The following is a 26,288-nucleotide window of genomic DNA, read 5'->3' on the forward strand; positions in this document are numbered from 1 at the left end:
TATGTGCTTAGATTGCCATTTAAACATGCTCTATCATGGTCAGAGCCTTACGTGAGACTTCTGCGGCGGCTTTAGGGTAGTTTTGTTTTTCAAGGCTATCGGCAAGATAAGCGTAATCAGATACATTGGCACGGAGCGATAACGCTTTTTCCAAATGGCTTTGCGCCTCAGCCCATTTCTGCTCTCTCATATGCAATTGAGCCAGTGCGCTGTGTGCTTCGGCGTTACCACTATCCTTACTAATGGCTTCTTGTAACAACAAAATTGCTGGGTATCTATCTGGTAAATTGAGCTCTGCCAATAATGAATACAGAGCTGGCATTGGGTGTTTCTTTAATGTTTCTTTAATGACGGTAAATGCTTCCGAGTCTGCTTTTCGTTGGATCAACTGCTCGATGAAGCATTGAGTTAAAATAACGTCGTTTTTGGTTTTCCTTGGGAGCTTGTCCCAATGATTGATTAAGCCTTCGCTACCTTGTTGCTGGGCGACGTTTTTTAGTAAACCGCATTGTGCTTTTTGGTTCAGTTGTTGGCTCTCGTCCGTATCGATCTGTTTTGCTTTTTGGAGCTTAGGTAAAAGCTCAAGCAGCGGTTGCCACTGTTCTAGGTGTAGGTATGTTGTCTTGAGTAAGTTGAGCACGATGGTGTTATTCGGATGAGTGGCTTGTAAGGCTGATAGAGTGCTTAGCGCCTGCTCAAACTCTCCTTCTCGTACTTGTTGTTTGGCACGAGTTAATTCAACAGCTAGACCTGCATTACTTTGCTGACTCGCGAGATCTAAATAATAATCTCGTTTTGCTCTGTCGCCCATTCCCTGCGCGGCTTCCGATGCAACAAGATAGCAGAGCAGCGGCATATCATGGTGGTTCGCCCAGCGAGTGACTTTCTTTTCTGCCTGCTTCCAGTCTCCCTCTAGAAGTTTAATGATACCTTCATTGGTATAACGGCGAGAGCGCTTTAACTTACGTACGCTGAACCAGTTTAATGTGTTTGAACTGGCGTAGAATGCTTTTTTGAGGAGATATTCTAAGCTAAATAATCCAGAGAGGAGTGCAATCACAAAGATCACTAAGGTGGTTACGCTCATCTCTATTGTTCTATTAGCTATAGAGATAAGAACATAACCTTGCTGACCAGCATATTGGGTTCCGACAAATAAACCGGCCCCTAATACTACAAAAAGAAAGATGACTCTAAACATTACTTATCCTCCGTAACGCTCATTGGAGAGACTTCACGGCGTAGGCGTTCAGTGATGACATCAGCGAGTTCGTGCTGAGTTTCAAGTTTAACTGGATATTGCACTTGTATATTTTGTTTACTGAGCTGCAATAGCGCGTGACTAAACTGCTGCACACTCTGATCATCGGAATTAAAGAAGCTGGCTGACCATTTATCTGCTGTGCTCAGTGCCGTTGTATAAATTTCTTGTTGTTCTGCGTATACGGCTTTAATGGCGGTTTCTAATTTTGCTTTGAGATTTTCTTTTAGATAGAAGTGCTGTTCAGGTGACAGTAGCGGAATGGCATTACCCTCTCGAGTGCGGAAGGTAATGAAGTTCTCCGAGAAGTCTTTCAATGAGTTAACGAGATTATTTTGCCAGTCGTTAATATTTTCGGAAACTTGGGGCGCTGATTGCTGCTGAGTTTCAGGCAACATGGCATTGGCCAGCGGTAGAGTGTCAACTTGTTGCTGTAAGGTTGTTAAGCGTAACACTAGCCCTTCACGATCAATCAATGGGATGATTTTGAGCTGAGTAATGTCACGTGCCATGGCTTTGCGTAGCGGCACTAAGCTTGGGTCATTCAGCGCAGCAATACGCTGATCAGCGCTTTCCATTAGCTTGGTCGCGCTGACGATGTCATGTTCTAGAAAAAGTTTACGTCCTGCCAGTTTTACTAAGTAGTCTGCTTCTGCTAGTAGCCAGTCGTTGGGACGGCGGCCTTTGATGTCAGCTATCGCCAGTTGCAAGCTGTCGATACTTTTTTGCTGTTGATTCAAGGCTACGTCAGTTTTGTGAGTGAGTTGGTCCGCTTTGGTTTGTGTTTCTTGCTTTATTTGATTGATTTCAGCGGCGAGCTGACTTTGGGTTTGTGTTAATTGAGTCTGCAATGCGTTGATTTTGGCTTGGTAAAAGGCGTCTTTTTGCTGCATTTGATAAGCTATGCCACCACTGAAAATGATGGATAGGCTAATTGCAATAACAGAAAGTTTAATGCTGCGCTTTGCTCGTTTATCACTCTTTTCTTCAGGCTGAGACGTGGGGTCCTGCACGTAACTTTTTGGTGGCTCAAGGTTATCCGTTGCGTCTTTTTCTGTAACCAGAGGAGGTGTGGCTGCTTTTTCAGGTTCAATATGCGGGTTATTATTTTTGCTTGTCATGCTTAGAGTCCTGTCTAGATTGGCTAATACTAGCCGCGAGTTCTGTATTGGAGGCGCTTCCCACGTCCGTGACGCACCCAAATCCCATGTACAGCGCCTCTTGTCGAATTCGCTCGCTTGGGACAAAAAGAGCTAAATTTAGCAGCCAGAGTCGTTGTGAATCAGAGAGTTGATCCATCATAAAATTGAGTTGGCCTGAGCTGGTGACAACTAACTGAGTGACTTGCTGTTGCTGCCACAGAGATATCGATTCAGCGGCACAGAAGGTGATCGTATCGCGTCGATACACTTCCTTATATACCACATCAGCACCACGCTCGATTAAGCTGTCGTGGATGAGCTCACGTCCGCCATTACCACGTAAAATCATCACCTTAAGGCCCGATATTGATTGCAGCTGTGGTAGGGCAAGCAAGTGTTCACTGTCACTTATCTGCGGATAGTGTACTTTTTGTTGGCTCAATTTGCTGAAAACATGTGCGGTTTTTTGACCAACGGCAAGGTATCTGGCGTCATTTGGCCAAAAATATCGGTGATCTTGCAAAAATTGATGGCTAAACGTCACCGCGTTTTGGCTAACCGCAATAATAATGTCGCATTGCTGAAGTTCTGGGAGTAAATGCGGGAGATCGGTTCCCGCATTAATCTGAATTAGCGGATGATGAACGGAGCGAATGCCGAGATTCGCTAATTGTTGGCAAAGTTCAATCCCTTGATTTTCGGGGCGAGTGACCAACACCGTCATGCTTTATTCGTGCTCGCAATAGAGTTTGGACAGAATATCTCGCGCTCCATCATTGAGCAATTGATGGGCAAGCGTGATTCCTAGTTGCTCGGCATCGGAGCGGTGGCCGCGAATCTCACCTTGCACAATCTTAGAGCCATCAGGCTCACCGACTAATGCTCTTAGCCAAATATGATCACCATCGAGCAATGCGTAGCTACCGATAGGTACTTGGCAGCCGCCTTCTAGTGTTAGGTTCATGGCTCGTTCACATTTCACGCGATCAGCCGTGTCAGAATGGTTGAGTGGCGCAAGCAATGCTCTTAAACGTTCGTCATCTAAACGGCATTCAATCCCGACTGCACCTTGCCCTACTGCAGGAAGCGATTGTTCTGGTTCAATAATGCTGCGAATGCGATCTTCAAGCTTCAAACGTTTTAAACCTGCTGCGGCGAGAATAATCGCATCGTATTCACCTGCGTCGAGTTTTCCAAGACGCGTACCGACATTGCCACGTAATTCTTTAATCACAAGGTCTGGTCGATATGCTTTGAGTTGGCATTGGCGACGCAGGCTGCAGGTGCCGATTATGGCACCTTGAGGCAGTTGTTCAATGCTTTGATAGGTGTTTGAAACGAAAGCATCACGTGGATCTTCGCGTTCACAAATCGTCACTAGTCCAAGCCCTTGAGGGAAATCGACGGGAACATCTTTCATTGAATGCACTGCTAAATCGGCACGGCCTTCAAGCATAGCGACTTCCAACTCTTTGACAAAAAGCCCCTTACCACCCACTTTAGCTAAAGGCGTATCTAAAATGACGTCACCTTTGGTTACCATGGTCACTAATTCCACTTCTAGGCCAGGATGAGCCGCTTGCAGCGCATCTTTAACATAATAAGCTTGCCAAAGGGCGAGCGGGCTTTTACGTGTGGCGATTCGAATGGGTGTTGCGTGAGTCATGATAATCCCGAGTGTAGGTAATGGATGGTTTAATCCTATCATTCCCGCTATGAAAGGTTTACTACTAGATCGTCGCTGTGAAGGATTGATGAAGAGATAGCATAAATTGGTCAAAATTGTGTGATTTATATCTCGTTTATATAATGAGCTATTACGACAAAGTGTAAATAGCTACGACACTATAGCCAAGGTCGTTGGAGTGCATTGTAGGCATGCTCTGCCTGAGTGTGATATGCATCGAGAGGGCTTTACCAAATGGAAAGAAAATGTTAGATTGATCACGTTTTTTTGGTGCTTTAGAATAAAATATAATCAAAGCGCGTGTTAATGTTTCAACCAAGGAATCAACCTTGCAGGCTTACACCAAGACGTTAATTCAACGATTAGACAATCTCAACCAGCAACGTACCGAGCGTGCGCTGGCGCTTATGGATTTGCAAAGTCAACGTGTATTTCATTTCATTCCTGCATTACTGCACTTCAATCACCCGATTATTCCCGGCTACTACGATGCAAAAGTCCCTTATGGTGTCTATGGTTTTGAGCCTGACGACATCCAACGTCAGCTGGTTGAAGATACAGAACTCACCTTAGGTCAACCCTTACCGACTGCAGACACCCCCGCAATTCTTGCTCTGTATACCATGGGCAGTACCTCGTCGATCGGTCAAAGCACCTCGAGTGACTTAGATATTTGGGTATGTGTAGCATCGAGTATGAGCTGTGATGAGCGGGAAAGCTTAAGCAACAAATGTTTGTTGATCACTGATTGGGCAAAGAGCCAAGGGGTGGAAGCTAACTTTTTCTTGATGGATGAGCTACGTTTTCGCAGTAATCATTCTGAGCAGATGACAGGCGAAAACTGTGGTTCATCGCAACATCTTCTGCTATTGGACGAGTTCTATCGTTCTGCCGTTCGGTTGGCAGGTAAGCGTTTACTGTGGCAAATCGTGCCTCCTGAAATGGAAGAGTGCTACGACGAATACGTGCACGAATTGTGCAGCAATGATTACATTAATTGCAGTGAATGGATCGATTTTGGTAAGTTGAACCGCATTCCTGCTGAAGAGTATTTCGGCGCAAACCTTTGGCAGCTTTATAAAAGCATCGACTCGCCTTACAAGTCAGTGTTAAAAGCGATTCTGCTTGAGGCGTATTCGTGGGAGTACCCACACACGCAATTATTAAGCATTGATACCAAACGACGGTTTTTTACTCATGAACCTGATTTGTACAGTATGGATGCTTACTATTTAATGCTTGAAAAAGTGACGCGTTACCTTGAACGCATTGGTGATTCTGCCCGTCTTGATCTGGTGCGTCGTTGTTTTTATCTCAAAACGCATGAAAAGTTATCCCGTGAGCCGAGCTTAGGCTCAGTGGCATGGCGTCGAGAAGCATTAAGCCACATGATTCAGCAGTGGGATTGGACAGAATCTGTTGTTCAAGAATTAGACAATCGCCGTAATTGGAAAGTCGAACAAGTTAAAGTTGTCCACCATGCGTTGTTAGATGCGTTGATGCTGAGCTATCGAAACCTGATCCAGTTTGCGCGTCGTAATGACATCACCTCGGCCATTAGCCCACAAGATATATCAATCCTCGCGCGTAAGTTGTATGCGGTGTTTGAGGTGCTGCCGGGTAAAGTTACGCTACTGAATCCACAAATCTCGCCAGATCTGCACGAGCCGGATCTCTCGTTCATTCAAGTTCGAGAAGGGCGAACCAATAAAGCGGGCTGGTATCTGTATAAACAGCCTCTGGTTGCCTATCGTATGATTGGCCAACCTTTCCTTGAGCATAATGAATACCTCAGTAAGCTGGTTTCTTGGGCCTTCTTTAATGGTTTGATCACAGAATCAACTCATTTGCATTCAGTAGTACGTGACGCACAGTTGGATATTGATAAGTTCTATCAAATGGTTAGCGATTTGCGTAATACCTTCTCGTTGCGTAAGCGGCGGCCGACCATGCAGGCCTTAGCGAGCCCTTGTGAAATCAGCCAACTGGCGATGTTCATCAACTTTGAAAATGATCCTACCGCGGAATTAAGCGGTAAATCGTTCAAAATTGATTTGAAAAATATAGATATTTTCAGTTTCGGATCTGAGCAAAAAAGCTTAGTCGGTAGTGTCGATCTAGTGTATCGAAACTCGTGGCATGAAGTACGGACTCTCCATTTTACTGGCGAAACGGCGATGCTTGACGCGTTGAAAACCGTGCTTGGCAAAATGCACCAAGATGCGCTACCGCCAGAGTCTGTCGATGTGTTTTGTTACAGCAAAAGTCTGCGTGGCGTGATGCGCAATATGGTGTACCAGTTGCTGGCTGAATGTATCGATTTGCGGTTAAAACCAATAGAGCAAGAGAAACGTCGCCGTTTTAAAGCGTTACGCATTGGCGATCAAATGTATGGTCTGTTTTTTGAGCGGCGAGGGGTTTCGGTGCAGAAGTTGGAAAATTCGGTAGATTTTTACCGCAGTATCTCAACCAACAAATTGAAAGGTTCACCGCTGTTAATGCTCGATCGCGATCAAGATTATCAACTACCGGAAATCGTCGATGGTTTTGCTAGTGAAGGCTTGGTGCAGTTTTTCTTTGAAGATACCGATAAAGGCTTCAACATTTATGTGCTGGATGAGTCGAACCAAATTGAAGTCTATCACCAGTTCAGCGGTGAAAAAGATGAGATGATCACTAACGTCAACAGCTTTTATACCTCAGTGCGCGACGGTAACCCACTCTCCGCTAAACTTATTAACTTCAATCTGCCGCAGTATTATCAAATCGTCCACCCAGAAGAAGGGGAGAGTTATATTGTCCCTTATCGTAACGATTCCGCGCTCTATTCTCGTCCTTCAAAAGCGGTCAACGCTTAGTTCGGTAGCGCCAAGTCACATATTTGTCACTTGGCGTTGTTGCTTTACACCCAGTCGATCGTTTCGCCAGCGTGTTTTTCACATTCTTGTTTCACCATCGCAATCAATTCCAGCCCTGTTTTTGAACAAATCCAGTTTTGGTCGATCAGTTTGAAATGGAAACCGCCTGACTTTGATGCCAGCCAAATTTCATGCATCGGCTCTTGGCGGTTAATAATAATTTGGCTGCGGTCATCAAATTCCAACGTCATCACATTACCTGAGGTTTCGTAATCAATGTCGGCACCTGCGTTGTCTATCGCTTGTTCAATGATTTCTAGCTGCTCATCGACAAGTTGGTGAAATTCAGTATCGTTCATCCTGTCTATCCTATTGCTTTTCCTGATTGTGGTGCGATTATAGGGGGCATTGACTCAATAATCACGACATGCAAAATGAAAAAATCAATCGCTGCACTTTTTATGTTGTCACTCCTTGCTTTAGCAGGGTGTGGTCAAACCGGGCCGTTATACATGCCAGCAGAGCCTGAGCAGAGTGAACAACCTCAGCCATAGTCATTGATTTAGCTTAAAGGAAACGAATTTTGGATTACTTCAATTATCAGGACGATGGTCAGCTTTGGGCTGAAAATGTCGCATTAACAGAGTTGGCTGAGCAATACGGCACGCCTTTGTATGTCTATTCTCGCGCTACTTTAGAGCGTCACTGGCATGCTTTTGATAAGTCGGTAGGCGAACACCCTCATCTGGTGTGTTATGCGGTGAAGGCTAACTCAAACTTAGGCGTATTAAACACCTTGGCGCGTTTAGGGTCAGGTTTTGATATTGTTTCGGCAGGAGAGCTAGAGCGTGTTGTGGTGGCGGGTGGTGACCCGGCGAAAGTGGTATTTTCTGGCGTCGGTAAAACGGAAGCGGAAATGAAACGCGCGTTGGAGCTCAAGATTAAATGCTTTAACGTTGAATCCGAGCCTGAATTAGCACGTTTAAATAAAGTGGCTGGCGAGCTGGGTGTGAAAGCACCGATTTCACTGCGCATCAACCCTGATGTGGATGCACAAACCCACCCTTATATTTCAACCGGTTTGCGTGACAATAAGTTTGGTATTGCTTTTGACCGTGCACTGGATGTTTATCGCTTGGCGCAAAGCTTAGATAATCTCAGAATTCACGGTATTGATTGCCACATTGGCTCCCAACTGACCGCTATTGCCCCTTTTATTGATGCAACCGATCGCTTACTTGCGTTAATTGATCAGCTTAAAGAGGAAGGGATCACCATTAAACATTTGGATGTTGGTGGTGGTTTAGGTGTGGTGTATCGCGATGAGTTACCTCCGCAGCCTTCCGATTATGCCAAAGCCTTGTTGGCGCGTTTGAGTAACCATCAAGATCTCGAACTGATTTTTGAACCGGGACGTGCTATTGCGGCTAACGCGGGCGTGTTGTTGACGAAAGTAGAGTTTCTCAAACATACCGAACACAAAAACTTTGCCATTATTGATGCGGCGATGAACGATTTGATGCGTCCAGCGCTTTATCAAGCTTGGCAAGATATTGTTCCTGTTGTGCCGCGCCAAGGTGAAGCGCTAACCTATGACTTGGTTGGGCCTATTTGTGAAACCGGTGACTTCTTGGGTAAAGATCGTTCATTGGTCTTGGATGAGGGAGATCTACTGGCGGTTCGCTCAGCAGGAGCTTACGGTTTTGTGATGTCTTCGAACTATAATACACGTACTCGCGTGGCGGAAGTGATGGTGGATGGTACACAAACCCACCTTGTTCGTCAGCGTGAAGCACTATCGAGCCTATGGGCATTAGAGCGTATTCTGCCGGAGTAAATTGAAGCATTATGCATTTCCATTTTTCTAAAATGCACGGTTTGGGTAATGACTTCATGGTCGTTGATTGCATTACACAAAACGTCTTCTTCTCCCCTGATTTGATCCGTCGCTTGGCGGATCGTCATACTGGCGTGGGGTTTGATCAGCTATTAGTGGTTGAAGCGCCGTATGATCCGGAAAGTGATTTTCACTACCGTATTTTTAATGCTGATGGTAGCGAAGTTGAACAGTGTGGCAACGGCGCACGTTGCTTTGCTCGCTTTGTGCGGATGAAAGGGCTGACCAATAAGTACAGCATCGGAGTCACGACTAAAAAAGGCAAAATGGTTTTAAATGTTGAAGAGGATGATCAAATCACCGTCAACATGGGCATACCAGAATTTGAGCCTAATAAGATTCCATTTCGAGCCAAACAGGCAGAGAAAACCTACATCATGCGCGTTGAAGAGAAAACCTTGTTCTGCGGGGCGGTGAGCATGGGCAATCCGCATGTGGTGACAGTGGTGGAGGATGTGACAACCGCTGAGGTTGAAATTTTGGGTCCACTGCTTGAATCCCATGAGCGTTTTCCAGAGCGTGTTAACGCAGGCTTCATGCAAGTGCTGAATCGCAATGAAGTGAAGCTACGTGTTTATGAACGTGGCGCGGGTGAAACTCAAGCGTGTGGCAGTGGCGCGTGTGGCGCGGTTGCCGTTGGTATTCTTCAAGGCTTATTGGCGGAAGAGGTGACAGTACACTTACCTGGTGGCTCGTTAGAGATCCACTGGCAAGGGCCGGGTAAGCCACTCTATATGACAGGCCCTGCGACTCATGTGTTTGATGGTCAAGTCTCTTGTTAGGGTTAAGTAAGATAAGGAATCGTTTTGTCACACGTTGAAGCGGATGCACTCACAGCCGAAGTTGTGGCTGAATATTTACGAGATCACCCCGATTTTTTCCTCCAGCGTTCAGAGCTGGTTGACAGGCTCTCCTTGCCTCACCCTCAACAAGGTGCGGTCTCTTTGGTGCATTTACAACTGAATCGTCAGCGTCAGAGAATTGAAGAGTTAGAGGAAGAGATCACAGCCTTTATGTCATTAGCGGCCAATAATGACCGCACTTTCCACGAATTTATGGATCTGCAAGAGCAAATCTTAAAATGCCACTCAATGCCGCAAGTATGCAAGACAATAGAAAACAAAGCCCAAACCTTAGGTTTGGTCGCGTATATCCGTTTACTGGCCTCGCCTGAAACCGATTATCAATTGACCCAAGAGCAATGGCAGCGTTTTGCAACTAACCATTTTAATGGCAAAAATGCTTATTTAGGGCGTATGAAAAAGTTGGATCGCCAAGCGTTATTTGGTGAACAAACCGCTGCGCCAGAAATGGGTTCGTATGTGGTTTTACCATTAGGTAAGCGCTCATCACAAGGCGTGTTAGCGTTTGCAAGTGAAGATGGTGGCCATTTTCAACCGAGCATGGATACCCTCTTTTTACGTCATTTGGCGTTAGTTCTCTCTCATTTAATTGAGACTCTACCTTGGCAACCGATTGAGCATGACCGAATCAGCCACACCTCTGCCTAACGGCTTACAGCAGCCCTTAACTCGCTTCTATGAATATCTGCGGAGCGAGAAAGGGTTGAGCTTGCACACCCAACGCAATTACAAACAACAGCTGGAAACCATGGCGCAGCATTTAGTGCAGATGGGGCTGAGTCAATGGCAACAAGTCGATGCCGCTTGGGTGCGACAGCTGGCGAGTAAAGGGATGCGTGAAGGGATGAAAGCCAGCAGTTTAGCGACGCGTCTCTCTTCATTGCGTAGTTTTTTTGATTTCTTGATCTTGCGTGGTGAACTGACGGCTAACCCGGCCAAAGGCGTTGCAGCACCGCGTAAAAAACGCCCGTTACCGAAAAACTTAGATGTGGATGAAGTCGCACAACTGCTCGAAGTCAAGGATGATGATCCGCTGTCAGTGCGCGATCGCGCCATGATGGAACTGATGTATGGTGCTGGGTTGCGTTTAGCGGAGCTCGTCAGCATTAACGTAAAAGACCTGAGCTTTAGCCGCGGCGAGATTCGAGTGGTGGGTAAAGGGGATAAAGAACGTAAGGTGCCTTTTGCAGGGCAAGCCAAAGAATGGGTGGCGCATTGGTTGAAAATACGGGCGCAGTTTGCGAACGCTGATGAGCAAAGCTTGTTTGTTTCAAAGCTGGGTGTTCGTATTTCGCATCGCAACGTACAAAAACGCATGGCCGAGTGGGGGCAAAAGCAGGCGGTGGCTAGCCATATTAGCCCACATAAACTGCGCCACTCTTTTGCGACTCACATGCTTGAATCGAGCAATAATTTACGTGCTGTGCAAGAGTTGCTGGGTCATGAGAATATTTCGACGACGCAAATTTATACGCATTTGGATTTTCAACATCTTGCGCAGGCCTATGACCAAGCGCACCCAAGAGCACGTAAAAAGAAACAGAGCGAGTAACGCATGCACTTTTATCGCAATATCGGCCCCATTAAAGCGATGAGCTTTGATTTGGACGACACGCTGTATGACAACCATCCAGTGATCCGTCATGTTGAGCAGCAAATGGTCGTGTGGCTGCACACTCATCATCCACTTTCCGCGACGCGTCCGATAAGTTGGTGGCAGCAACTTAAACAGCAACTGGCGCTGCAAGAGCCACTGCTCGGCCATGATGTCACTCAGTGGCGATTTAAGCAGATAGAACAAGGCTTAATTCAGTTAGGCTATTCGCCGCAACTTGCTTTACAGGCTGCGCAGAATGCCATTGAAGAAGTGTTGCGGTTACGTCACTTAATCACGGTGCCAGAGAAGACGCACCGCGTGATGACCGAACTGGCAAAGCGCATGCCGTTAGTGGCGATTACCAACGGCAATGTTGACCCGCACAAAATTGGCTTGGGGCATTATTTTCAACAAATTTTTAAAGCGGGTCCCGATGGCTTGGCCAAGCCGTATCCGGATCTTTTTGACAAAGCGCAGGCTGCATTACAGCTACCTGCAGCCTCGATTTTACACGTTGGTGATCATCTGATAACCGATGTGCAAGGCGCAAAATGTAATGGTTTTCAAGCCTGTTGGTATAACGATCAAGGCCAAACCTTGCTCGCCACTCGTAAGGCCAAAGTGTTGCCTGATATTGAAATCCATCAACTGGATTCATTACTGCAGCTTTAGGGCGTGACCGCTTTTATCCGCTTGAAAAGCTTTGAGATAGTAAGTGAAAAAGGCGCGTAACTCTCTCGCATTATTTGCTTCTCCGAGAGAGTTGAGCAGCTCAACGCCCACTTCTAACGTGCATAAATGACCAGCATCTTGATTTCGCCTTAATCCATACTGAGAGATTTGATTTGGGGTGAGGTGTAGCTGCGGTAAATCGGATAACCAAGGGCTCTTATTGAGCATCTTCTTGGCTTCTTGCCATGTCCCATCCAGGATAATAAACACGATTTCTTGAGTGTCAGACGTTGAGAGAGATTGGTATTCGGTGAGCGATTGACTGCGCGTCGAAGGGAAAATAACCACCGCGTTTAACTTCTCATCCAGAATTCTCTTTTGTAATGATTTCGCCGTAGAGACTCGGTCCCAGATGTACACAGAGGAATTGGGCAAGCTACGCAGCAGCAGCTTGCCAGTATTGGTCGCTCGATGCGGTTCATTTTCATGCATCAGTAGTGCAATGCGCAGTTGGCTATCCAGTGTTGGTTGCAGTGAACAGAGGCATTGATAGCTAAAATGGCAAACTGGGCAAGGGCACGGTCTGGTCACTTATGGTGTCTCGATATTTTCAGAAAATAACGTTAAACCGCCATTGGCGATAGGGTAGAGAACATCGCCCACCTTCTCTTTTTCTGCTTTCAGTTGGTGGCCATTGCGAGTAAATATACGTTCGGAAAGCAGATATTGTTGCTGGTGGCGCGTCATGACAACTTGGATCTGATTCAGGTTTAATGGTTGCCAAAACCCCTTTTCGACGGTCGATGGCTGACCATCGTTGTAGTCATAATGAGTGCTAGCGGTATGATCCGCATTCAGTTGCAAACGAATCGTGAAATCCCTATTTTGGGTCGAAGTAGCATAATAAGCCCCAACCCATGGAAGCGTCGCATCACTATTACCTAAAGTGGCACACCCTTGATAGCTTTTTTCGCCCACCTTTAAGGTGGAGCTCCAGCCGTACAGCGAGTCACTCATCCCGTCACTGCACATTTTTTGTGTGAGGAGCAGCGAACCTTGATTTATTTGGTACTCACGCTTGGTTTCAGATAGCTGACTTTTTGTGATAGCGAATGTTTGAGTTTCACCGCTGATGGTTTGAAAGTTAAGGTTTTTCCCTTCAAAGTGAATGGACCATGACGGTTCGTTGCCAAAAGCGCGTGTCGATTTGAGTGGTTGATTGCAGCGTTTCGGATTTTCAGCACTGAGCATATTGATGCTGGTCACGTTGAAACGTGCGCTGGAATCGGCATCGAAGCCTGTGCGGCTTGGCGCTGATAAAGTACCGATGAGCTCTCCATACAAAGGCTGATAAGGCGAGCGAGCCAAACTCAAGGCTTGCTGAGTCTGCTGTGGCGTCAGTGCTAGCCAATATTGTTGATTGCTACCACAAGGTGTAAAGGTTTGCGCCTCATGACCTACCACGACTTCTCCACGCATAATAAAGGATTGCGCTTTGATTGAACTGGGGTTATCCAAACTCGCCATCGGTACGGCTGGTGGCTGTGATGCGTTGTGTGTCGCACAGGCTTGCAGCATTAATGTGGTCAATAACAGCGCGGAACAGTGAAGCACTTTCATAGCAGACTCTTTTTGGGCAATGCAACGAGGCTAGATTATGGCACAAAGGCGCTGGCAAATTGAACTGATGGGTGTGAATTTAACAACCCGCGGACAAGTATCAGAGATAAATCGCAAAGCTGTTATGAACAAAAAAACAGCGCTCAAATGGCGCTGTGTTTTGTGACCGCTCGTTACTGCAGGCTGCTGTTACAATAAATGTTCACGCAAATAGTGAGCCACGGCGTCTTCTGCATTGCTACCAATCACGGTGTTATTCGGCAGTGCATTGAACACTTTTTGATGCGATGTGCCCATCACCAAGCCTTTACCAGCCATCGACAGCATTTCCACATCGTTCATACCATCGCCAAACGCAATACAGTTATCTAGGGTCAGGTTTAATGATTCTGCAACGGCTTTGAGCGCATCCCCTTTCGACACTTCTGCTGCCATCACTTCCAAACACCAAGGTGTTGAGAAGGCGACGTTCAGTTTGTCGCCAAAAACATCGTTTAAGCGTTCTTCAAATTGGGCTAATAACTCATGATCTTGCGCTGGGTGGGTGAAGAATATTTTGGCGACGCCCTCGGTAGGTGCGTTATTGACATCAAATACTTGGTAGCTAAAGCCGGATTCTTCGTGGAAATCACGCAGCGTTTCATCTTCTTTATTCAATAACCACGATTCATCTTGATAGATGTGAACAAAAATATCAGGGTTTTGCTTAAACACGTCAATGACGGGCTGTACCAATTCTTGCGGTACATTTTTACTGTACATCAGGTTGTCATGTTGATCGTGAACGCGCGCGCCATTGGAAGTAATCATGTAGGCTGGAATGCCCGCTAACTGGCGAATACCCGCCACATCAACGTGATGGCGACCAGTAGCGAAGATGAAAGTAAAGCCTTTTTGGTGAAGCGCTTGTAGCGTTTGCTTGGTGAATTCGCTCAATTGGTGGTTTGGCGCAAGTAGTGTACCGTCGAGATCGGACGCCACGATATGAATCGCGTGCTCTTTACATTCGGTGGTCATAAAACCCTCATTATCATGGTCGATTTGGTTTGCAGATCGCAGATGGTGGAGAAACTTTGGTGTGGCTTAGTTTACGCCATTTTAAAGAGGAAAAAGAGGGTAAAACTCTCAATTGAAATTTCCTCTATTTGCTCAGTTCTAACACCGCGATTAAACCGTGTTCTCAAGAGATTGGAATTGCTTAAATAGCTCATCAAGTGCTTGGTTTCGATAGCAATCCTTTTCAAAAAAGAGCTCATGCTTTGCTCCTTCAATGATGACCAGCTTGCTAGATGGATTGGTTTTCGCCAGCTTAGTGACAAAGCGAATTTGATCCGCATTACTGACAATTTCATCCTGTCCTGCTTGTAAGATGAATGTCGGTAACTTCACTTGACGAGTCATCAGTTGGCACTGCTTTGCCGCCATGAGTCCTTGCCATACCCAGCGCGTGCTAGGGCCGCCGACTTGCAATTCGGGTTTGCGTTGGTACAGGTCTCGAAACCATTGGTAACGCACCTGACTTTGACTTAATGGGTTGATCTCAAAAGGCTTTGCAGAATAGGCTTGATAGCCTGGCGCATAGGTTGGTTTGGTATACATTGCCGTTAGCACTTGGCTCAGTGTCATGGCGATGGGACGTAATTGCCATGGCATGTTGACACCAAACATTGGCGCGCTGAGCACCATAGCCGCAAATGGGTGTTGAGGGTATGTTTGTACATACCGAGTCGCAATGGCACCGCCCATTGAGTGAGCGACGAGAAAACGTTGTGCATAATGGCTTAAGTCAAAGTGCTCAATGACACGCTGCATGTCTAAAATGTAGTCATCAAATTCACCGACATGGCCGATTTGTGGATCGTCGATTAATCGATCTGAAAGCCCTTGGCCACGGTGATCAAAAGAATAAATATCATAGCCTTGTTGGAAAAAATCATAAAATAGCTCTTGATATTTCCAGCAAGATTCAATTCGCCCGTTGACGACGAAGATCGCCTTTGAGTGTTGAGGCGAGGTAAGTTTGCACCAATAAAGTTTTGTTTTATCAGCAGATTTGATAAAACCTTCTTCTCTGGAGTGCCAGAAATCGGCAATCGTGGTATTGATCACTTGCTCAAAGAAAGACTCTTGAGTATAAGGTGGGGAGTTTGGACTCGTCTGATTCATGGATTATTCTTATTGGACAGATTCGAGGAACAGTTCATTTTTACGCTAGATTAGTCTAGTTTAGAGGAATTGCAATGGATACTCATGTTTGGCTTACCTATGTGGTGACCGCTATACTGTTTAGTTTGGCGCCGGGTTCAGGTACAGTCAATTCCATCAGCTATGACCCTATCTACGCTACACCAAAATGAGACACTAACCGTTAATGCATTATTCTTATGTTGCACGACAACCGATTTTAAATGCCAAGCAACATACGCTTGGTTATGAGTTACTCTTCCGTGATGGGGAAAAAAACGCGTTTCCAGCGCACATTGAGTCGAATCGAGCCACGTATCGATTGATCGTCGAAAACTTTCTGGCGGTGGGGATCAATCCCAATATTTCCAAATCACGCTGTTTTATTAATTTTCCCTACAAGAGTTTAATTCGTCGTTTGCCTTTAACGTTGCCGCGAGAACAAATTGTGGTGGAAGTGCTCGAAACCTGTGAACCAACCGATGAGTTGTTTGAGGCGGTAAAAGAGTTATATCGGCGTGGTTATCTGGTGGCATTGGATGACTTTGTTTATACGCCGGAATGGGAACGCTTTCTGAGTTATGTGCACATCGTTAAGCTCGATATTATGGCGCTGGGTTTAGATCACGCGTGTGAGTTTGTTCGTCAGCGTTTAGCGGAAGGCAGTAAGCGCCGCTATTTAGCGGAGCGAGTTGAAACCGCTCACCAGTTCACTGTAACACGCAATGCCGGCTTTAGCTTTTTCCAAGGCTATTTCTTTAGTAAACCAGAAATGATCAAGCAGCGTTATGTTGGGCCTGAACAGATTATCGCTTTGGAGCTGTTTCGAGAAGTTTGTAAGCCAAATGCTGATTTTGAGCGAATTGAATATATTGTGGCGCAAGATGTCGCTCTCTCCTATAAGTTGCTCAGATTTGTCAACACTATGTCTGATCGCTTATCTGTGCCGATTTCCTCTTTTCGTCAAGCTTTGGTTTATCTTGGTCAAGATAAACTCAAAACCTTTGTATCATTAGCCGTTGCTTCATTTGTCTCAGCCAAAAAGCCGAAAGAGTTGTATAACCTCTCTTTGCAACGAGCTCAATTTTGCCAATTAATGTCCGGGCATCCTTCATTTCGTCAACATCGCGAGCAAGCTTTTTTAATTGGCCTCTTTTCTGTGTTAGATGCTTTACTGGATATTTCAATTGAAGAGTTAGTGGCTCAGTTGCCTTTGTGTGATGTGGTTAAGTTGGCACTGCAAAAGCGTGAAGGTCCGATTGGTGTATTGCTCGCATTGGAAGAGTGTTTTGAACAAGCTGATTGGCAAGGTGTTGAAAATCACTGTGATTTATTGGGGTTAGAAGTAAGTCAAGTGAGTGATGAGCTGTCGGCCGCCCAACGTTGGAGCCAAGATATTCATCGCTTGGTATGATTCTCTAATTCTAATTCGCACATAAAAATCCGCTGCCATTGTTGGTAGCGGATTTTTTAAGCGTAGCGCTTATTGCAGCCAAGCATTCAGCATCCATACTAATTTCTCTTGTTCACGGATGTAGTCACTCATCAGTGCTGAAGTGCCTTCATCTCCTGCTTGCGCTGCAATTTGAAGAATTTCTCGTTGCTGGTGGATTAAAATACTGAAGCCTTTAACCAACCCTTGCATGGTTTCTTGGCCATTGGTTACGTTAGTGTGTTCTGACACTTGTGCTGTTGCTAAATAAGCGCTGAAGCTATGCAAGGGTTGATAACCTAAAGTCAAAACTCGTTCCGCTAACTCATCAATTTTGACCTGTATGTCAGTGTAAATCTCTTCAAATTTTGCGTGCAGTTCAAAGAACTCTTTTCCTTTGATATTCCAATGGTAACCACGAGTATTCATATAGAGCACTTGGTAGTTAGCCAATAATTGGTTTAACGCTTGTGCAAGTTGTTGGCTTTGGTTGGTATCTAAACCGATCAAATTTGTTGTCATCTGTTCACCTCATTGTTGTACTTAATAAGTGATCTCTCTTGTTAAGCATTAGATTGCACCTCTAAGAGAACAAAATAAATTCGTTTTTATTGATTTATTTGATAGGCATTGACTATTAATTATAACGAAATGAGTGATCCCTTACTGATAAATCACCTGCTGATTACATAACCACAGATTTCAACCTTATAGTAGAAATCCCAAAACACTGTGAGTAAACCCTATGACCAAACGAGTTGTTTTTTTTGATTTATTGCGCTGTTTGGCGGCTATGGCAGTGATTGCTATTCATGTGTTGGCTCCTTATCGGCAACAACTTGGCGACATTCCTTTTGATGCGTGGGCGGTTGCGGTCGGTATCAACAGCGTAAGTCGCTGGGCTGTGCCCGTTTTTATATTGATCACTGGAGCTTTAATGCTCAGTGATCGTCGCCCTTTTGATGCGCGTTATTATGTTCAGCGACGTCTTGGCAAAGTTTTGCTGCCATTTATCGTTTGGTCACTCTTCTATGCTTATTTGTCCGGCTGGAGTGCAAATGGATTTGATGGGCAAGTTGCAAAGGCGGTGCTGAGTAACAGTACGCACCACGCAACCTATTACCATTTAGGTTTTTTTTATTACTTTATCCCACTCTATTTTGTGATCCCTTTTTTACAGCAGCTAGTTCAAAGGGTTGATGACAAGGCCTTATATGCATTGGTCGCAGTATGGCTGTTAACGACCACCTTATTTTTGTGTGGTATTGATGGCCCCTGGAGTAATGAACTATGGTTATTTGCAGGTTATCTGCCATTGGGTTACTTGCTCTATCAGAAGGTGCCACTCAACCGGGTAACGCTATGTATGGCGATTCTGCTTGGCTGTCTGGCACTATTGACGACGGTATGGATGGTGGTCAGCCACAGTGTCGCAGCGGGTGAGTATACGATTGGCCGCTGGCTCTCTTATAAAACACTGAACGTCGTTTTAGCCGCCAGCATGATATTTATCGTGTGTCGATATTTTGCTGAGAGATTGCCGGTTCGTGCTCAGCAATTAGTCAGTTTGATAAGCCAGCACAGCTTAGGCATCTATTTATTACATCCCATTTTTCTATGGCCTGTTAAAGCGTATGGGTGGGATCAAGGGCATCCTGCGTGGGTGATTCCGCTATGGATACTGGTGAGCGGCGCAGGATCACTGGCAGTGAGTATATGGGTTGCTCGCTCTGCAAAAACACGTTGGTTATTACCTTAACGCTTGAGTGCAAAGTGTAGAAACTTGAGTCCGCAATAAGTCAGCATTCCTTGGTCGCCTGGGTTAAGTGCATGGTAATAATGCACGCCAACTTGAAATTCCCGCTTTGGGCCAAGCTTGCCTTTTTGTACATAAATCCAGAATTCTTGATCCTCTTCACCGGGGCGAGCGTGAGGGATTGTGATTGATTGTTTGTCGATAATGGTGACATTAGCGGTACGTTCTGGAGCATTCTCGCCTTGCATATGGCGACGGTAGAAGAGGCTGAATACCCAAATAGCAAACACAGCCAATAAAGCGACAACGATAAGTAATGAAAACGGCATGATGAACTCCTTAGCGATGAAGGCGACATTTTAGCGTGCAACATATGGCAAAGGAGTGTTGCTTGCTACTAAAGCGTGAGTTTGATTGGTTTGACGGTTTTTTTTCCGGCGGATATCACATTTCCTCGGCAGATTAGCGAGCAAAAATGCTCAACTATCTTGTGGGGAAGTATGATAAAAATAGATGGAGCGCCACCAACAGTTGGCAAAGGAGGGCGATAATGTCAGAGATTGAAAAGGTAGTGTTGCGAACGCGTCGATTGGAAAGCTTGTTGAGAGAGCAATATCACGCTGAGGGGAAGGGGTTACATCAATTGGTAACCAGTTGTGAAGAGCGTCTACCACATGATGTGGTGGGCAAGCTGAGGTTCATTGCCACTATTCGTAACAAAGTTGTTCATGAGGATAACTATCAGCTAGAGGATCGCAAAGCATTCCTTTGTGTGTGTGATGAGTGTGAGAAGGAACTGACCCCACGTAGCGGCCGTTTTATTTGGCGCGTAGCCATTTCATTAATGACCTTAATCACGTTAGCGGCGCTGCTTTTTTACTATCTTCATTGGGAAGCGCTATCGAAACACGTCACAATGCCATAAATGGTATTAGGCCGTTTTACTCAATCGTTAGATAAAAAAAGAGGACACCAAGGTGTCCTCTTTTTTATTGGGAATTAGATACTTAGTACATCATTGGCAGTGTCATTAGGCCGACGATAACCGCGATCATTACAAGTCCCTGTTTTTGAGATGAAGAAATCATAACACTGCTCCTTTATGCTGTTGTTTCATTCTATGAATATGAGAATAGCACTACTTTGTTTAGTTGATCAACCTCAATTTGATGAAGCATCCAAAATAACACCTTAACATCATCATATTCAGGGAATATTGGCAATGTTTAGTGCTTGTTTTAGTGTGTTTATATAATGTTCTTCTTGGTGCTGTTTTAATCTTTGTTTATTTAATTCGTTGAATTTGTTTGATTTTATTAGGTTAACTCGATGTTGCTTGTATGGTTTTTTTTGGTTTTACTATCTTAGGTGTCCTATCGTTGTCAGAGTTTGGTGAATTCTCATTTTTCGAGAAAAATTAATTTAATAATGAGATCTTATCGCAAATAAAATTGGCTAAACTGGTTTTTTTGCTAGTTAGTAAGTCATTTTTTGCGGTTGGTCTGTTGGGTGATTTAAGTTCTGGTTTTTCTTTTGTTTTTAATTTAATTCATTGTTTTTAATTTTGTTTTTATTTTTATGATTTTTATTTTTGTGGTGTTTTTTGTTAGTTTTTCTTTGTTTTTGTATTGTAAATGATTAAAATATCTCTGTTTGCTGCTGTTGTGATTGAAAGTAAGAGTTAGTGGATAAAAAGTGAGCTTTGGTTGTTTTGTCCCCCCTTTGATGTTGAATAAACTCAACATTCTGATTCGCTAGCAAGATCCAATTTTTGCGTTCATCTGCTGGACTTCAATGACGACATGCCTACACTGACCGCAGATTTTTAAAGGGGAAATGAGATGTGGAGTTGGCTCTCCGTTGCTTTGTCTGGATTCATTAGTATTTCAGCTGTTGAAAGTAACAAAATCAAGCAAGCGGTAATGTTTAAAACACTCAGTATGCTGTTATTGGTGGTGATAGTTTTAAACCATACCACGCAGCTCACTTCTCCTATCTTATGGGTAACACTCGGTCTGCTGATTTCGGCCATTGCAGACACATTGCATCTGTTGCAACGTTACTCAAAACTCTGCTTTGCTAGCTTTCTTGTCGCACAGTTGATGTACAGTAAAGCCTTTTGGGCGCAACTTTCTGACACTATGGTGTGGTGGCTACCTGCCCTTTTGATTGCGACCAGTATTGTGGCTTTTTTCCTATTGTTACCACAAATTGACACCTTGATCTTTCCCGTAACCATTATGGGTATGATGTTAGTTCAGTTGGCGTGGGCGGCGGGAGAGTTGTGGCTACAAACGCAAACAGTGCCTGCTTTTGCTGGGTTTGTTGGCTGTTTGGTGCTGATGCTCTCGGCCAGTTTGTTAGCTATTCACGATTACCGCAGGCCATTGCCTTATGGGCGCTATCTTATTTCTGGCAGCTATTTATTAGCGCAAGCGTTAATCTCTGCCTCGGTGGCCTTGTAAATATTATTGCTTCATAAATATCGTTATTTTGAGGAGCATCGAAATCTCATGATGGGGCTGATATACTGCGGCCACTTTAAATTGATGTGAGTAGTGATAGATGGATATTTTATCGGCGGCGACCATGCTTTTTTTGATCATGGACCCGCTTGGCAATCTACCGGTCATGCTCTCCATCTTAAAACACCTTGATCCCAAACGTCGCCGTGTTGTGCTCGTGCGCGAACTCTGTTTTGCGTTGATCATTTTGATGCTGTTCCTGTTTGCTGGCAAAAACATCATGAGTTTTTTGCACGTGCAACCGGAAACTCTCAGCATTTCTGGCGGTATCATTCTCTTCATCATCTCGATTAAAATGATTTTCCCTAGTGCAGGTAGCATTACTGGATTAGCGGCGGGGGAAGAGCCCTTCATCGTACCGATGGCAATTCCGATGATCGCGGGTCCTTCGGTGATTGCGGCCTTGCTGCTTCTTTCGACTCAGCATCCTGACAAACTCCTCGAGCTGTCAGCCTCTGTGCTGCTCGCGTGGGGCGCCACTTTCATCATTTTGATGTTCTACGGTTTCTTCCACAAAGTGCTGGGTGAACGTGGTTTAAAAGCGGTCGAGCGTTTGATGGGATTATTGCTAGTGATGATCTCAACGCAAATGTTCTTAAATGGCGTAAAAAGCTATATGGGGTTGTAATTTTCCGATAAAAAAGCCGCCTTTCGTGTGAACGTGAAGCGGCTTTTCCTATGTTGCTTTTTCTGTACCGTTAACTTACATCATGTGTTTACGGCGGATATCGAGCAGTGCGAAGACTCCAAATACCAGAATCGACCATTTTTCCCAACGACTCATGCTGATCTTGTCACCAAACGCACCGATAAAAATCAGCATTTGCAGTCCGTGCATAATGAACAAAAATGCCGTCATAATATAAAGTGCAATCGCCGCTTTACCGGGGAATGGCATGAAAATATTCAGTAATAGAATCAACCAAACAAAAGCAATCGCCGCTTTTGCAAGTACCAGTAACACTCTCATTCCGAGCTCCTCTCAAATAGTCGATAACTGACTTGGCCTGCGTTTTTCTCACGGTGCAGACGCCAATTGGCAGGAATACCTTCTAGCGCCAACTCTTTTTCTGTCTCAATATAAATCAGCGCTTCATCGGCAAGCCAGCCATTTTGTTCTAAAAGCGAGACGGCTTCGCTTAATAAGCCTTGTCGAAAAGGCGGGTCGATGAACACCAGATGGTGAGGCGTCCCTTGCTGCTTGAGAAAGGCCAGCGCATCACTATTTATCGCTCGCAAGTTAGTTGCGTTGAGCGCAGCAATATTGTGTTCAAGCTGTTTGAATGCCGTTGGGTTGAGCTCAATCAGCGTCACGGCTTGTGCTTGCCTTGAGGCAGCTTCAAACCCAAGGCTGCCAGAGCCTGCAAATAAATCTAAGCAGTGTGCACCAGCGATCTCCTGTGCTAACCAGTTAAAAAGAGTTTCTTTGACGCGATCCGTTGTGGGACGCAGACCTTGGGCATCATGAACAGGCAGTTTGCGACCTCTCCATAAGCCACTAATAATGCGAACAAAGCCCGTTGAAGGCTTATTTTGTGATGAGTTTTGCTGGCGACGTCTTACCATAGATTTTTTGACCGCTAATAAAGTGATACTATACCCAATCTGCCAACCCGAAGCGGGTTTGGTATAGCCATTGAATTTCAATAATGACAAAGTTTACCAATCTAATTGGAAACTTTTCACTGCTTTGTCATTTTTCTTTTTCTTACGAGGGATAATCCTTCAAGAAAAAGGTCGTAGTTAGTTAGGTAAATCTAGGATATCCCCAGATGACGGAAAAAAAGAAACGTGGATTACTCTCTTGGCTCGGTTTTGGTGACGAAGAATCAAGTAAATCAACCAGCGAAACAGAACAAGTGCTTGAGCCATCTACGCTTGTCGAACCAGTTGATGCTGAGCAAGAACAAGAAACAACGGTCGTTGCTCAATCGATCGAAGAGCCACACACTGCGCTAGCAGAAGCAGAAGCAGAAGCAGAAGCAGAAGCAGAAGCAGAAGCAGAAGCAGAAGCAGAAGCAGAAGCAGAAGCACGAATTCAAGAGCAAGAAAAACCCAGCGAGAGTTTTTTCGCACGCTTAAAACGCAGCCTTAGCCGAACCAAAGCCAACATTGGTGCGGGTTTCTTTGGTCTGTTTAAAGGCAAGAAAATTGATGATGAACTGTTTGAAGAGTTGGAAGAGCAGCTGCTGATTGCCGATGTTGGGATGGAGACCACACTCAAAATCATCAGTAATCTGACAGAAAAAGCCTCTCGTCACGCGTTGAAAGATGGAGAGGCACTCTACAGTTTACTGAAAGACGAAATGGCCGATATTTTGGCCAAAGTAGAGCAACCGTTAGTGATCGATAGCCAAAAAATGCCCTATGTTATTTTAATGGTCGGCGTCAACGGTGTAGGCAAAACGACTACGATAGGTAAGCTGGCCAAACAGTTTCAAGCTCAAGGTAAAAAAGTGATTTTAGCGGCGGGCGATACTTTTCGTGCGGCGGCTGTTGAGCAGTTGCAGGTGTGGGGCGAGCGTAACAATGTACCTGTGATTGCGCAGCACACTGGCGCAGACAGCGCATCGGTGATTTATGATGCGATTGAGGCTGCCAAAGCACGTGGCGTGGATGTGGTGATCGCCGATACCGCTGGTCGCTTGCAAAACAAGAGCAACCTCATGGAAGAGTTGCGTAAAATTGTACGCGTCATGAAAAAAATTGATCAATCAGCGCCGCATGAAGTGATGCTGACGTTAGATGCCGCTACTGGGCAAAACGCCATCAGCCAAGCCAAACTCTTTAGTGAAGTGGCCCCGGTGACGGGGATCACCTTAACCAAGCTGGATGGCACGGCGAAAGGCGGCGTTATTTTTGCGCTGGCCGATCAGTTTGAAATTCCGATCCGCTTTATTGGCGTTGGAGAAGGGATTGACGATTTACGTCCGTTTGAAACGCAGCAATTTATTGAAGCTCTGTTTAGCCGCGAAGAGTAAGTGTGCGTGGGTGCTCAATGAGCACCTCATCATCCAATGGAGACTGGTGAGAGGAATAGCGAGTGATTAAGTTTCAACAAGTGAGCAAAGCGTATCGCGGAGGCCGTCAGGCGCTGCAAAAAGTCGACTTTCACCTACGCCGAGGAGAAATGGCGTTTTTGGGTGGGCACTCCGGAGCCGGTAAAAGTACCTTGTTGAAGTTAATCTGTGCGATTGAGCGCCCAACCGATGGGCGTATCAGCTTTAACGGTCACGATATTACGCGCATTCCCAATCAAGATATTCCCTTTTTACGCCGCAACATCGGCATCGTGTTTCAAGATCATCGCCTGCTGATGGACAGAACGGTTTACGACAATGTGGCATTGCCAATGCGCATTGAATCGATTTCAGAAAATGAAATTAAGCGTCGCGTCTCAGCCGCGCTCGATAAAACCGATCTGCTAGACAAAGCCCGCTGTTTACCGAGCCAACTTTCTGGGGGTGAGCAGCAGCGAGTTGGTATTGCACGAGCAGTGGTGAACCGCCCGACTTTACTACTGGCAGATGAACCCACGGGTAACTTAGACCCAGAGCTTTCTAACCGTGTGCTCAAACTGTTTGAGGAGTTTAACCGTGCCGGTGTTTCTATCTTGCTTGCGACGCACGACATTAGCTTGGTCAACACACGTCCTCAATATCGTCATTTAGAACTGAACCAAGGTTTTTTAAGCGAGGTGGAAGACTATGGCCGTTAAGTCACTAAATAAAAGAAAGACTAAAGCGCGTGAACCGAAACGGGCCAAGACCGATAGTTTCTTCTCCATCCATTTTAAACAGGCTAAGACCTCATTTTCCATTATGTGGTTACGCCCGTTGGGTAATGTGTTAACGCTTGCGGTCATTTCGATGGCGCTTGCGATGCCTGCCTGTCTGTACCTACTGAGCAAAAATATCGCGTCTGCAGCCAATAATGTCACTAGCCCTGCCCAGATCAGCGTCTATCTACACGAACGCACACCTGAAGCACGAATTATGGTGTTGAAAGATGAGCTGGAAAGCTTGGCCGATATCGCCAGTGTCGAGTACATTTCGTCGCAGCAAGGATTGGATGACCTGAGTCAATACGCTGGGTTTGAACAAGCCATCAGTTTATTGGATGATTACGCTTTACCTGGCGTGCTTATTGTTACCCCGCAGGCTGAGCAGCAAGAGCAAATCAAAGCGCTGGTGAAAAACATCCAAGCAGAACAGGATGTTACGGATGTGCGTTTAGATGAAGATTGGCTTGCTAGGTTAAACGCCATTCGAACTTTAGCGGCGATTATTGTTGTAAGTTTATCGATATTGATGTTAGGCGCGGTGTTCCTCATTGTGGGCAACACCTTACGTTTTAATGTACAAGCCAATAAAGAAGAGATCCAAACCATGAAATTGATCGGCGCTACCGATCGCTACATTTTACGTCCTTATCTCTACTCTGGTATGTGGTTTGGCTTGTTAGGCGCATTCGCTGCTTGGTTATTAACGGCTTTTGTGACTATTTTATTGAACGGTGCCGTTGAAGATCTTGCCCTACTGTATGACAGCCGTTTTCGTCTGATTGGCCTAAGTTGGGACGAATCCTTACTGCTGTTGATGCTCGGTACTTTCTTAGGATGCGTAGCGGCAAAAGTATCTGCGCAGCGTCATTTAAAAGAAATTGAACCGGTTTAGTCGAATATTGTCATATGTAGTCAATAACTATTGACTCGCTTTGGCTACAGCACTTGTATAGCCGACTTGTTTATGCATAATAGTTTCCCCTTGCTTGAATCTTGTTCATTTTAGGTTC

Annotated in this window: 28 protein-coding genes and 1 pseudogene; 16 read left to right on the forward strand and 13 right to left on the reverse strand. The window is 45.3% G+C overall.

Translation table 11 applies throughout. The features are described 5' to 3' along the window. Positions 1 to 19 precede the first annotated feature (19 nt). From CCZ37_RS00605 to hemC, 4 genes are read right to left on the reverse strand one after another with little or no spacing between them, the layout of a single operon-like run. Complete coding sequence (locus CCZ37_RS00605; protein ID WP_094499504.1) at positions 20 to 1,201, reverse strand: heme biosynthesis protein HemY; 1,182 nt, start codon at positions 1,199 to 1,201, stop codon at positions 20 to 22. Further along, the gene (locus CCZ37_RS00610) at positions 1,201 to 2,382 is read right to left on the reverse strand and encodes a uroporphyrinogen-III C-methyltransferase (RefSeq protein ID WP_094499505.1); all 1,182 of its coding nucleotides are present in this window, start codon (positions 2,380 to 2,382) and stop codon (positions 1,201 to 1,203) included. The genes CCZ37_RS00605 and CCZ37_RS00610 overlap by 1 nt, the downstream gene beginning before the upstream one ends. After that, positions 2,366 to 3,127 carry a uroporphyrinogen-III synthase gene (locus CCZ37_RS00615; protein WP_017042042.1) on the reverse strand — a complete coding sequence of 254 codons (762 nt, stop codon included), beginning with the start codon at positions 3,125 to 3,127 and terminating at the stop codon, positions 2,366 to 2,368. Before CCZ37_RS00615 ends, CCZ37_RS00610 begins: the two co-directional genes overlap by 17 nt. 3 nt (positions 3,128 to 3,130) lie before the next feature. Further along, positions 3,131 to 4,069 (reverse strand): hydroxymethylbilane synthase, encoded by a 939-nt coding sequence (gene hemC, locus CCZ37_RS00620; protein ID WP_094499506.1) that lies wholly within the window; start codon positions 4,067 to 4,069, stop codon positions 3,131 to 3,133. A 350-nt stretch (positions 4,070 to 4,419) separates the two neighbouring features. Between hemC and CCZ37_RS00625 the strand changes: the two genes are divergently transcribed. After that, complete coding sequence (locus CCZ37_RS00625; protein WP_094499507.1) at positions 4,420 to 6,948, forward strand: class I adenylate cyclase; 2,529 nt, start codon at positions 4,420 to 4,422, stop codon at positions 6,946 to 6,948. A 44-nt stretch (positions 6,949 to 6,992) separates the two neighbouring features. Here the strand turns inward: CCZ37_RS00625 and cyaY are convergent, their stop codons facing one another. Beyond that, positions 6,993 to 7,307, reverse strand: a complete 315-nt coding sequence (gene cyaY / locus CCZ37_RS00630) for an iron donor protein CyaY (protein WP_017044535.1) — start codon at positions 7,305 to 7,307, stop codon at positions 6,993 to 6,995. 75 nt (positions 7,308 to 7,382) lie between these two features. On the opposite strand from cyaY, the gene lptM reads away from it, so the two are divergent. From lptM to yigB, 6 genes are read left to right on the forward strand one after another with little or no spacing between them, the layout of a single operon-like run. Continuing rightward, complete coding sequence (lptM, locus tag CCZ37_RS19650) at positions 7,383 to 7,502, forward strand: LPS translocon maturation chaperone LptM (protein WP_033197445.1); 120 nt, start codon at positions 7,383 to 7,385, stop codon at positions 7,500 to 7,502. 29 nt (positions 7,503 to 7,531) lie between these two features. Then, positions 7,532 to 8,785: a diaminopimelate decarboxylase gene (gene lysA, locus CCZ37_RS00640; protein WP_094499508.1), complete on the forward strand. Its 1,254-nt coding sequence runs from the start codon at positions 7,532 to 7,534 to the stop codon at positions 8,783 to 8,785. 11 nt (positions 8,786 to 8,796) lie between these two features. Then, positions 8,797 to 9,627: a diaminopimelate epimerase gene (gene dapF, locus CCZ37_RS00645; RefSeq protein ID WP_010319875.1), complete on the forward strand. Its 831-nt coding sequence runs from the start codon at positions 8,797 to 8,799 to the stop codon at positions 9,625 to 9,627. A 24-nt stretch (positions 9,628 to 9,651) separates the two neighbouring features. After that, positions 9,652 to 10,356 (forward strand): DUF484 family protein, encoded by a 705-nt coding sequence (locus CCZ37_RS00650; RefSeq protein WP_094499509.1) that lies wholly within the window; start codon positions 9,652 to 9,654, stop codon positions 10,354 to 10,356. Continuing rightward, positions 10,328 to 11,260 carry a tyrosine recombinase XerC gene (xerC, locus tag CCZ37_RS00655; RefSeq protein ID WP_094499510.1) on the forward strand — a complete coding sequence of 311 codons (933 nt, stop codon included), beginning with the start codon at positions 10,328 to 10,330 and terminating at the stop codon, positions 11,258 to 11,260. The genes CCZ37_RS00650 and xerC overlap by 29 nt, the downstream gene beginning before the upstream one ends. Before the next feature lie 3 nt (positions 11,261 to 11,263). Further along, positions 11,264 to 11,977 (forward strand): 5-amino-6-(5-phospho-D-ribitylamino)uracil phosphatase YigB, encoded by a 714-nt coding sequence (gene yigB / locus CCZ37_RS00660; protein WP_017049936.1) that lies wholly within the window; start codon positions 11,264 to 11,266, stop codon positions 11,975 to 11,977. Here the strand turns inward: yigB and CCZ37_RS00665 are convergent. The 4 genes from CCZ37_RS00665 to CCZ37_RS00680 form a co-directional block, all read right to left on the reverse strand. Further along, positions 11,963 to 12,568 (reverse strand): tRNA-uridine aminocarboxypropyltransferase, encoded by a 606-nt coding sequence (locus CCZ37_RS00665; protein WP_088728528.1) that lies wholly within the window; start codon positions 12,566 to 12,568, stop codon positions 11,963 to 11,965. The two genes, yigB and CCZ37_RS00665, sit on opposite strands and share 15 nt — an antisense overlap. Continuing rightward, positions 12,569 to 13,597: a COG3650 family protein gene (locus CCZ37_RS00670; RefSeq protein ID WP_094499511.1), complete on the reverse strand. Its 1,029-nt coding sequence runs from the start codon at positions 13,595 to 13,597 to the stop codon at positions 12,569 to 12,571. A 189-nt stretch (positions 13,598 to 13,786) separates the two neighbouring features. After that, positions 13,787 to 14,614: a Cof-type HAD-IIB family hydrolase gene (locus tag CCZ37_RS00675; protein ID WP_094499512.1), complete on the reverse strand. Its 828-nt coding sequence runs from the start codon at positions 14,612 to 14,614 to the stop codon at positions 13,787 to 13,789. 150 nt (positions 14,615 to 14,764) lie between these two features. Beyond that, positions 14,765 to 15,763: an alpha/beta fold hydrolase gene (locus CCZ37_RS00680; protein WP_094499513.1), complete on the reverse strand. Its 999-nt coding sequence runs from the start codon at positions 15,761 to 15,763 to the stop codon at positions 14,765 to 14,767. Between the two features lie 74 nt (positions 15,764 to 15,837). Between CCZ37_RS00680 and rhtB the strand changes: the two are divergent. Together rhtB and CCZ37_RS00690 are read left to right on the forward strand one after the other, a co-directional pair. After that, positions 15,838 to 15,951, forward strand: a pseudogene (gene rhtB / locus CCZ37_RS00685) (homoserine/homoserine lactone efflux protein); the annotation flags it as partial. A gap of 17 nt (positions 15,952 to 15,968) precedes the next feature. After that, positions 15,969 to 17,195: an EAL and HDOD domain-containing protein gene (locus tag CCZ37_RS00690; RefSeq protein ID WP_094499514.1), complete on the forward strand. Its 1,227-nt coding sequence runs from the start codon at positions 15,969 to 15,971 to the stop codon at positions 17,193 to 17,195. Positions 17,196 to 17,264: 69 nt separating this feature from the next. Here the strand turns inward: CCZ37_RS00690 and CCZ37_RS00695 are convergent, their stop codons facing one another. After that, positions 17,265 to 17,735 carry a Dps family protein gene (locus CCZ37_RS00695; RefSeq protein ID WP_010319865.1) on the reverse strand — a complete coding sequence of 157 codons (471 nt, stop codon included), beginning with the start codon at positions 17,733 to 17,735 and terminating at the stop codon, positions 17,265 to 17,267. 223 nt (positions 17,736 to 17,958) lie between these two features. On the opposite strand from CCZ37_RS00695, the gene CCZ37_RS00700 reads away from it, so the two are divergent. Continuing rightward, positions 17,959 to 18,972, forward strand: coding sequence for an acyltransferase (locus CCZ37_RS00700; RefSeq protein WP_094499515.1), 1,014 nt, complete (start codon positions 17,959 to 17,961; stop codon positions 18,970 to 18,972). Here CCZ37_RS00700 and CCZ37_RS00705 read toward each other — a convergent pair. Next, on the reverse strand, positions 18,969 to 19,298 hold the full coding sequence (locus CCZ37_RS00705; protein WP_010319863.1) for a DUF2500 domain-containing protein: 330 nt from the start codon (positions 19,296 to 19,298) through the stop codon (positions 18,969 to 18,971). The two genes, CCZ37_RS00700 and CCZ37_RS00705, sit on opposite strands and share 4 nt — an antisense overlap. Positions 19,299 to 19,519: 221 nt before the next feature. On the opposite strand from CCZ37_RS00705, the gene CCZ37_RS00710 reads away from it, so the two are divergent. The 3 genes from CCZ37_RS00710 (at position 19,520) to CCZ37_RS00730 (ending at position 22,122) form a co-directional block, all read left to right on the forward strand. Beyond that, complete coding sequence (locus tag CCZ37_RS00710) at positions 19,520 to 19,894, forward strand: hypothetical protein (protein ID WP_010319862.1); 375 nt, start codon at positions 19,520 to 19,522, stop codon at positions 19,892 to 19,894. Positions 19,895 to 20,810: 916 nt separating this feature from the next. Next, entirely contained in the window at positions 20,811 to 21,434 is a 624-nt protein-coding gene (locus CCZ37_RS00725) for a lysoplasmalogenase (RefSeq protein ID WP_010316907.1), read from the forward strand. A gap of 100 nt (positions 21,435 to 21,534) precedes the next feature. Then, positions 21,535 to 22,122 carry a YhgN family NAAT transporter gene (locus CCZ37_RS00730; RefSeq protein WP_094499517.1) on the forward strand — a complete coding sequence of 196 codons (588 nt, stop codon included), beginning with the start codon at positions 21,535 to 21,537 and terminating at the stop codon, positions 22,120 to 22,122. Between the two features lie 75 nt (positions 22,123 to 22,197). On the opposite strand, the gene CCZ37_RS00735 is transcribed toward CCZ37_RS00730, so the two are convergent. Next, the gene (locus CCZ37_RS00735; protein WP_088731368.1) at positions 22,198 to 22,464 is read right to left on the reverse strand and encodes a DUF1145 domain-containing protein; all 267 of its coding nucleotides are present in this window, start codon (positions 22,462 to 22,464) and stop codon (positions 22,198 to 22,200) included. Beyond that, positions 22,461 to 23,060 (reverse strand): 16S rRNA (guanine(966)-N(2))-methyltransferase RsmD, encoded by a 600-nt coding sequence (gene rsmD, locus CCZ37_RS00740; protein ID WP_094500777.1) that lies wholly within the window; start codon positions 23,058 to 23,060, stop codon positions 22,461 to 22,463. Before rsmD ends, CCZ37_RS00735 begins: the two co-directional genes overlap by 4 nt. 206 nt (positions 23,061 to 23,266) lie before the next feature. Between rsmD and ftsY the strand changes: the two genes are divergently transcribed. The 3 genes from ftsY to ftsX all read left to right on the forward strand — a co-directional run bounded on the left by ftsY (position 23,267) and on the right by ftsX (position 26,170). Further along, on the forward strand, positions 23,267 to 24,475 hold the full coding sequence (gene ftsY, locus CCZ37_RS00745; RefSeq protein ID WP_094499518.1) for a signal recognition particle-docking protein FtsY: 1,209 nt from the start codon (positions 23,267 to 23,269) through the stop codon (positions 24,473 to 24,475). Between the two features lie 62 nt (positions 24,476 to 24,537). Next, a complete protein-coding gene (gene ftsE, locus CCZ37_RS00750) occupies positions 24,538 to 25,212 on the forward strand; it encodes a cell division ATP-binding protein FtsE (RefSeq protein WP_010316903.1) in 675 nt (224 codons plus the stop codon). Then, a complete protein-coding gene (ftsX, locus tag CCZ37_RS00755) occupies positions 25,202 to 26,170 on the forward strand; it encodes a permease-like cell division protein FtsX (protein ID WP_094499519.1) in 969 nt (322 codons plus the stop codon). The genes ftsE and ftsX overlap by 11 nt, the downstream gene beginning before the upstream one ends. Positions 26,171 to 26,288: the final 118 nt, after the last annotated feature.

It is taken from the genome of Vibrio qinghaiensis (assembly GCF_002257545.1).
GTDB lineage: Bacteria > Pseudomonadota > Gammaproteobacteria > Enterobacterales > Vibrionaceae > Vibrio > Vibrio ordalii.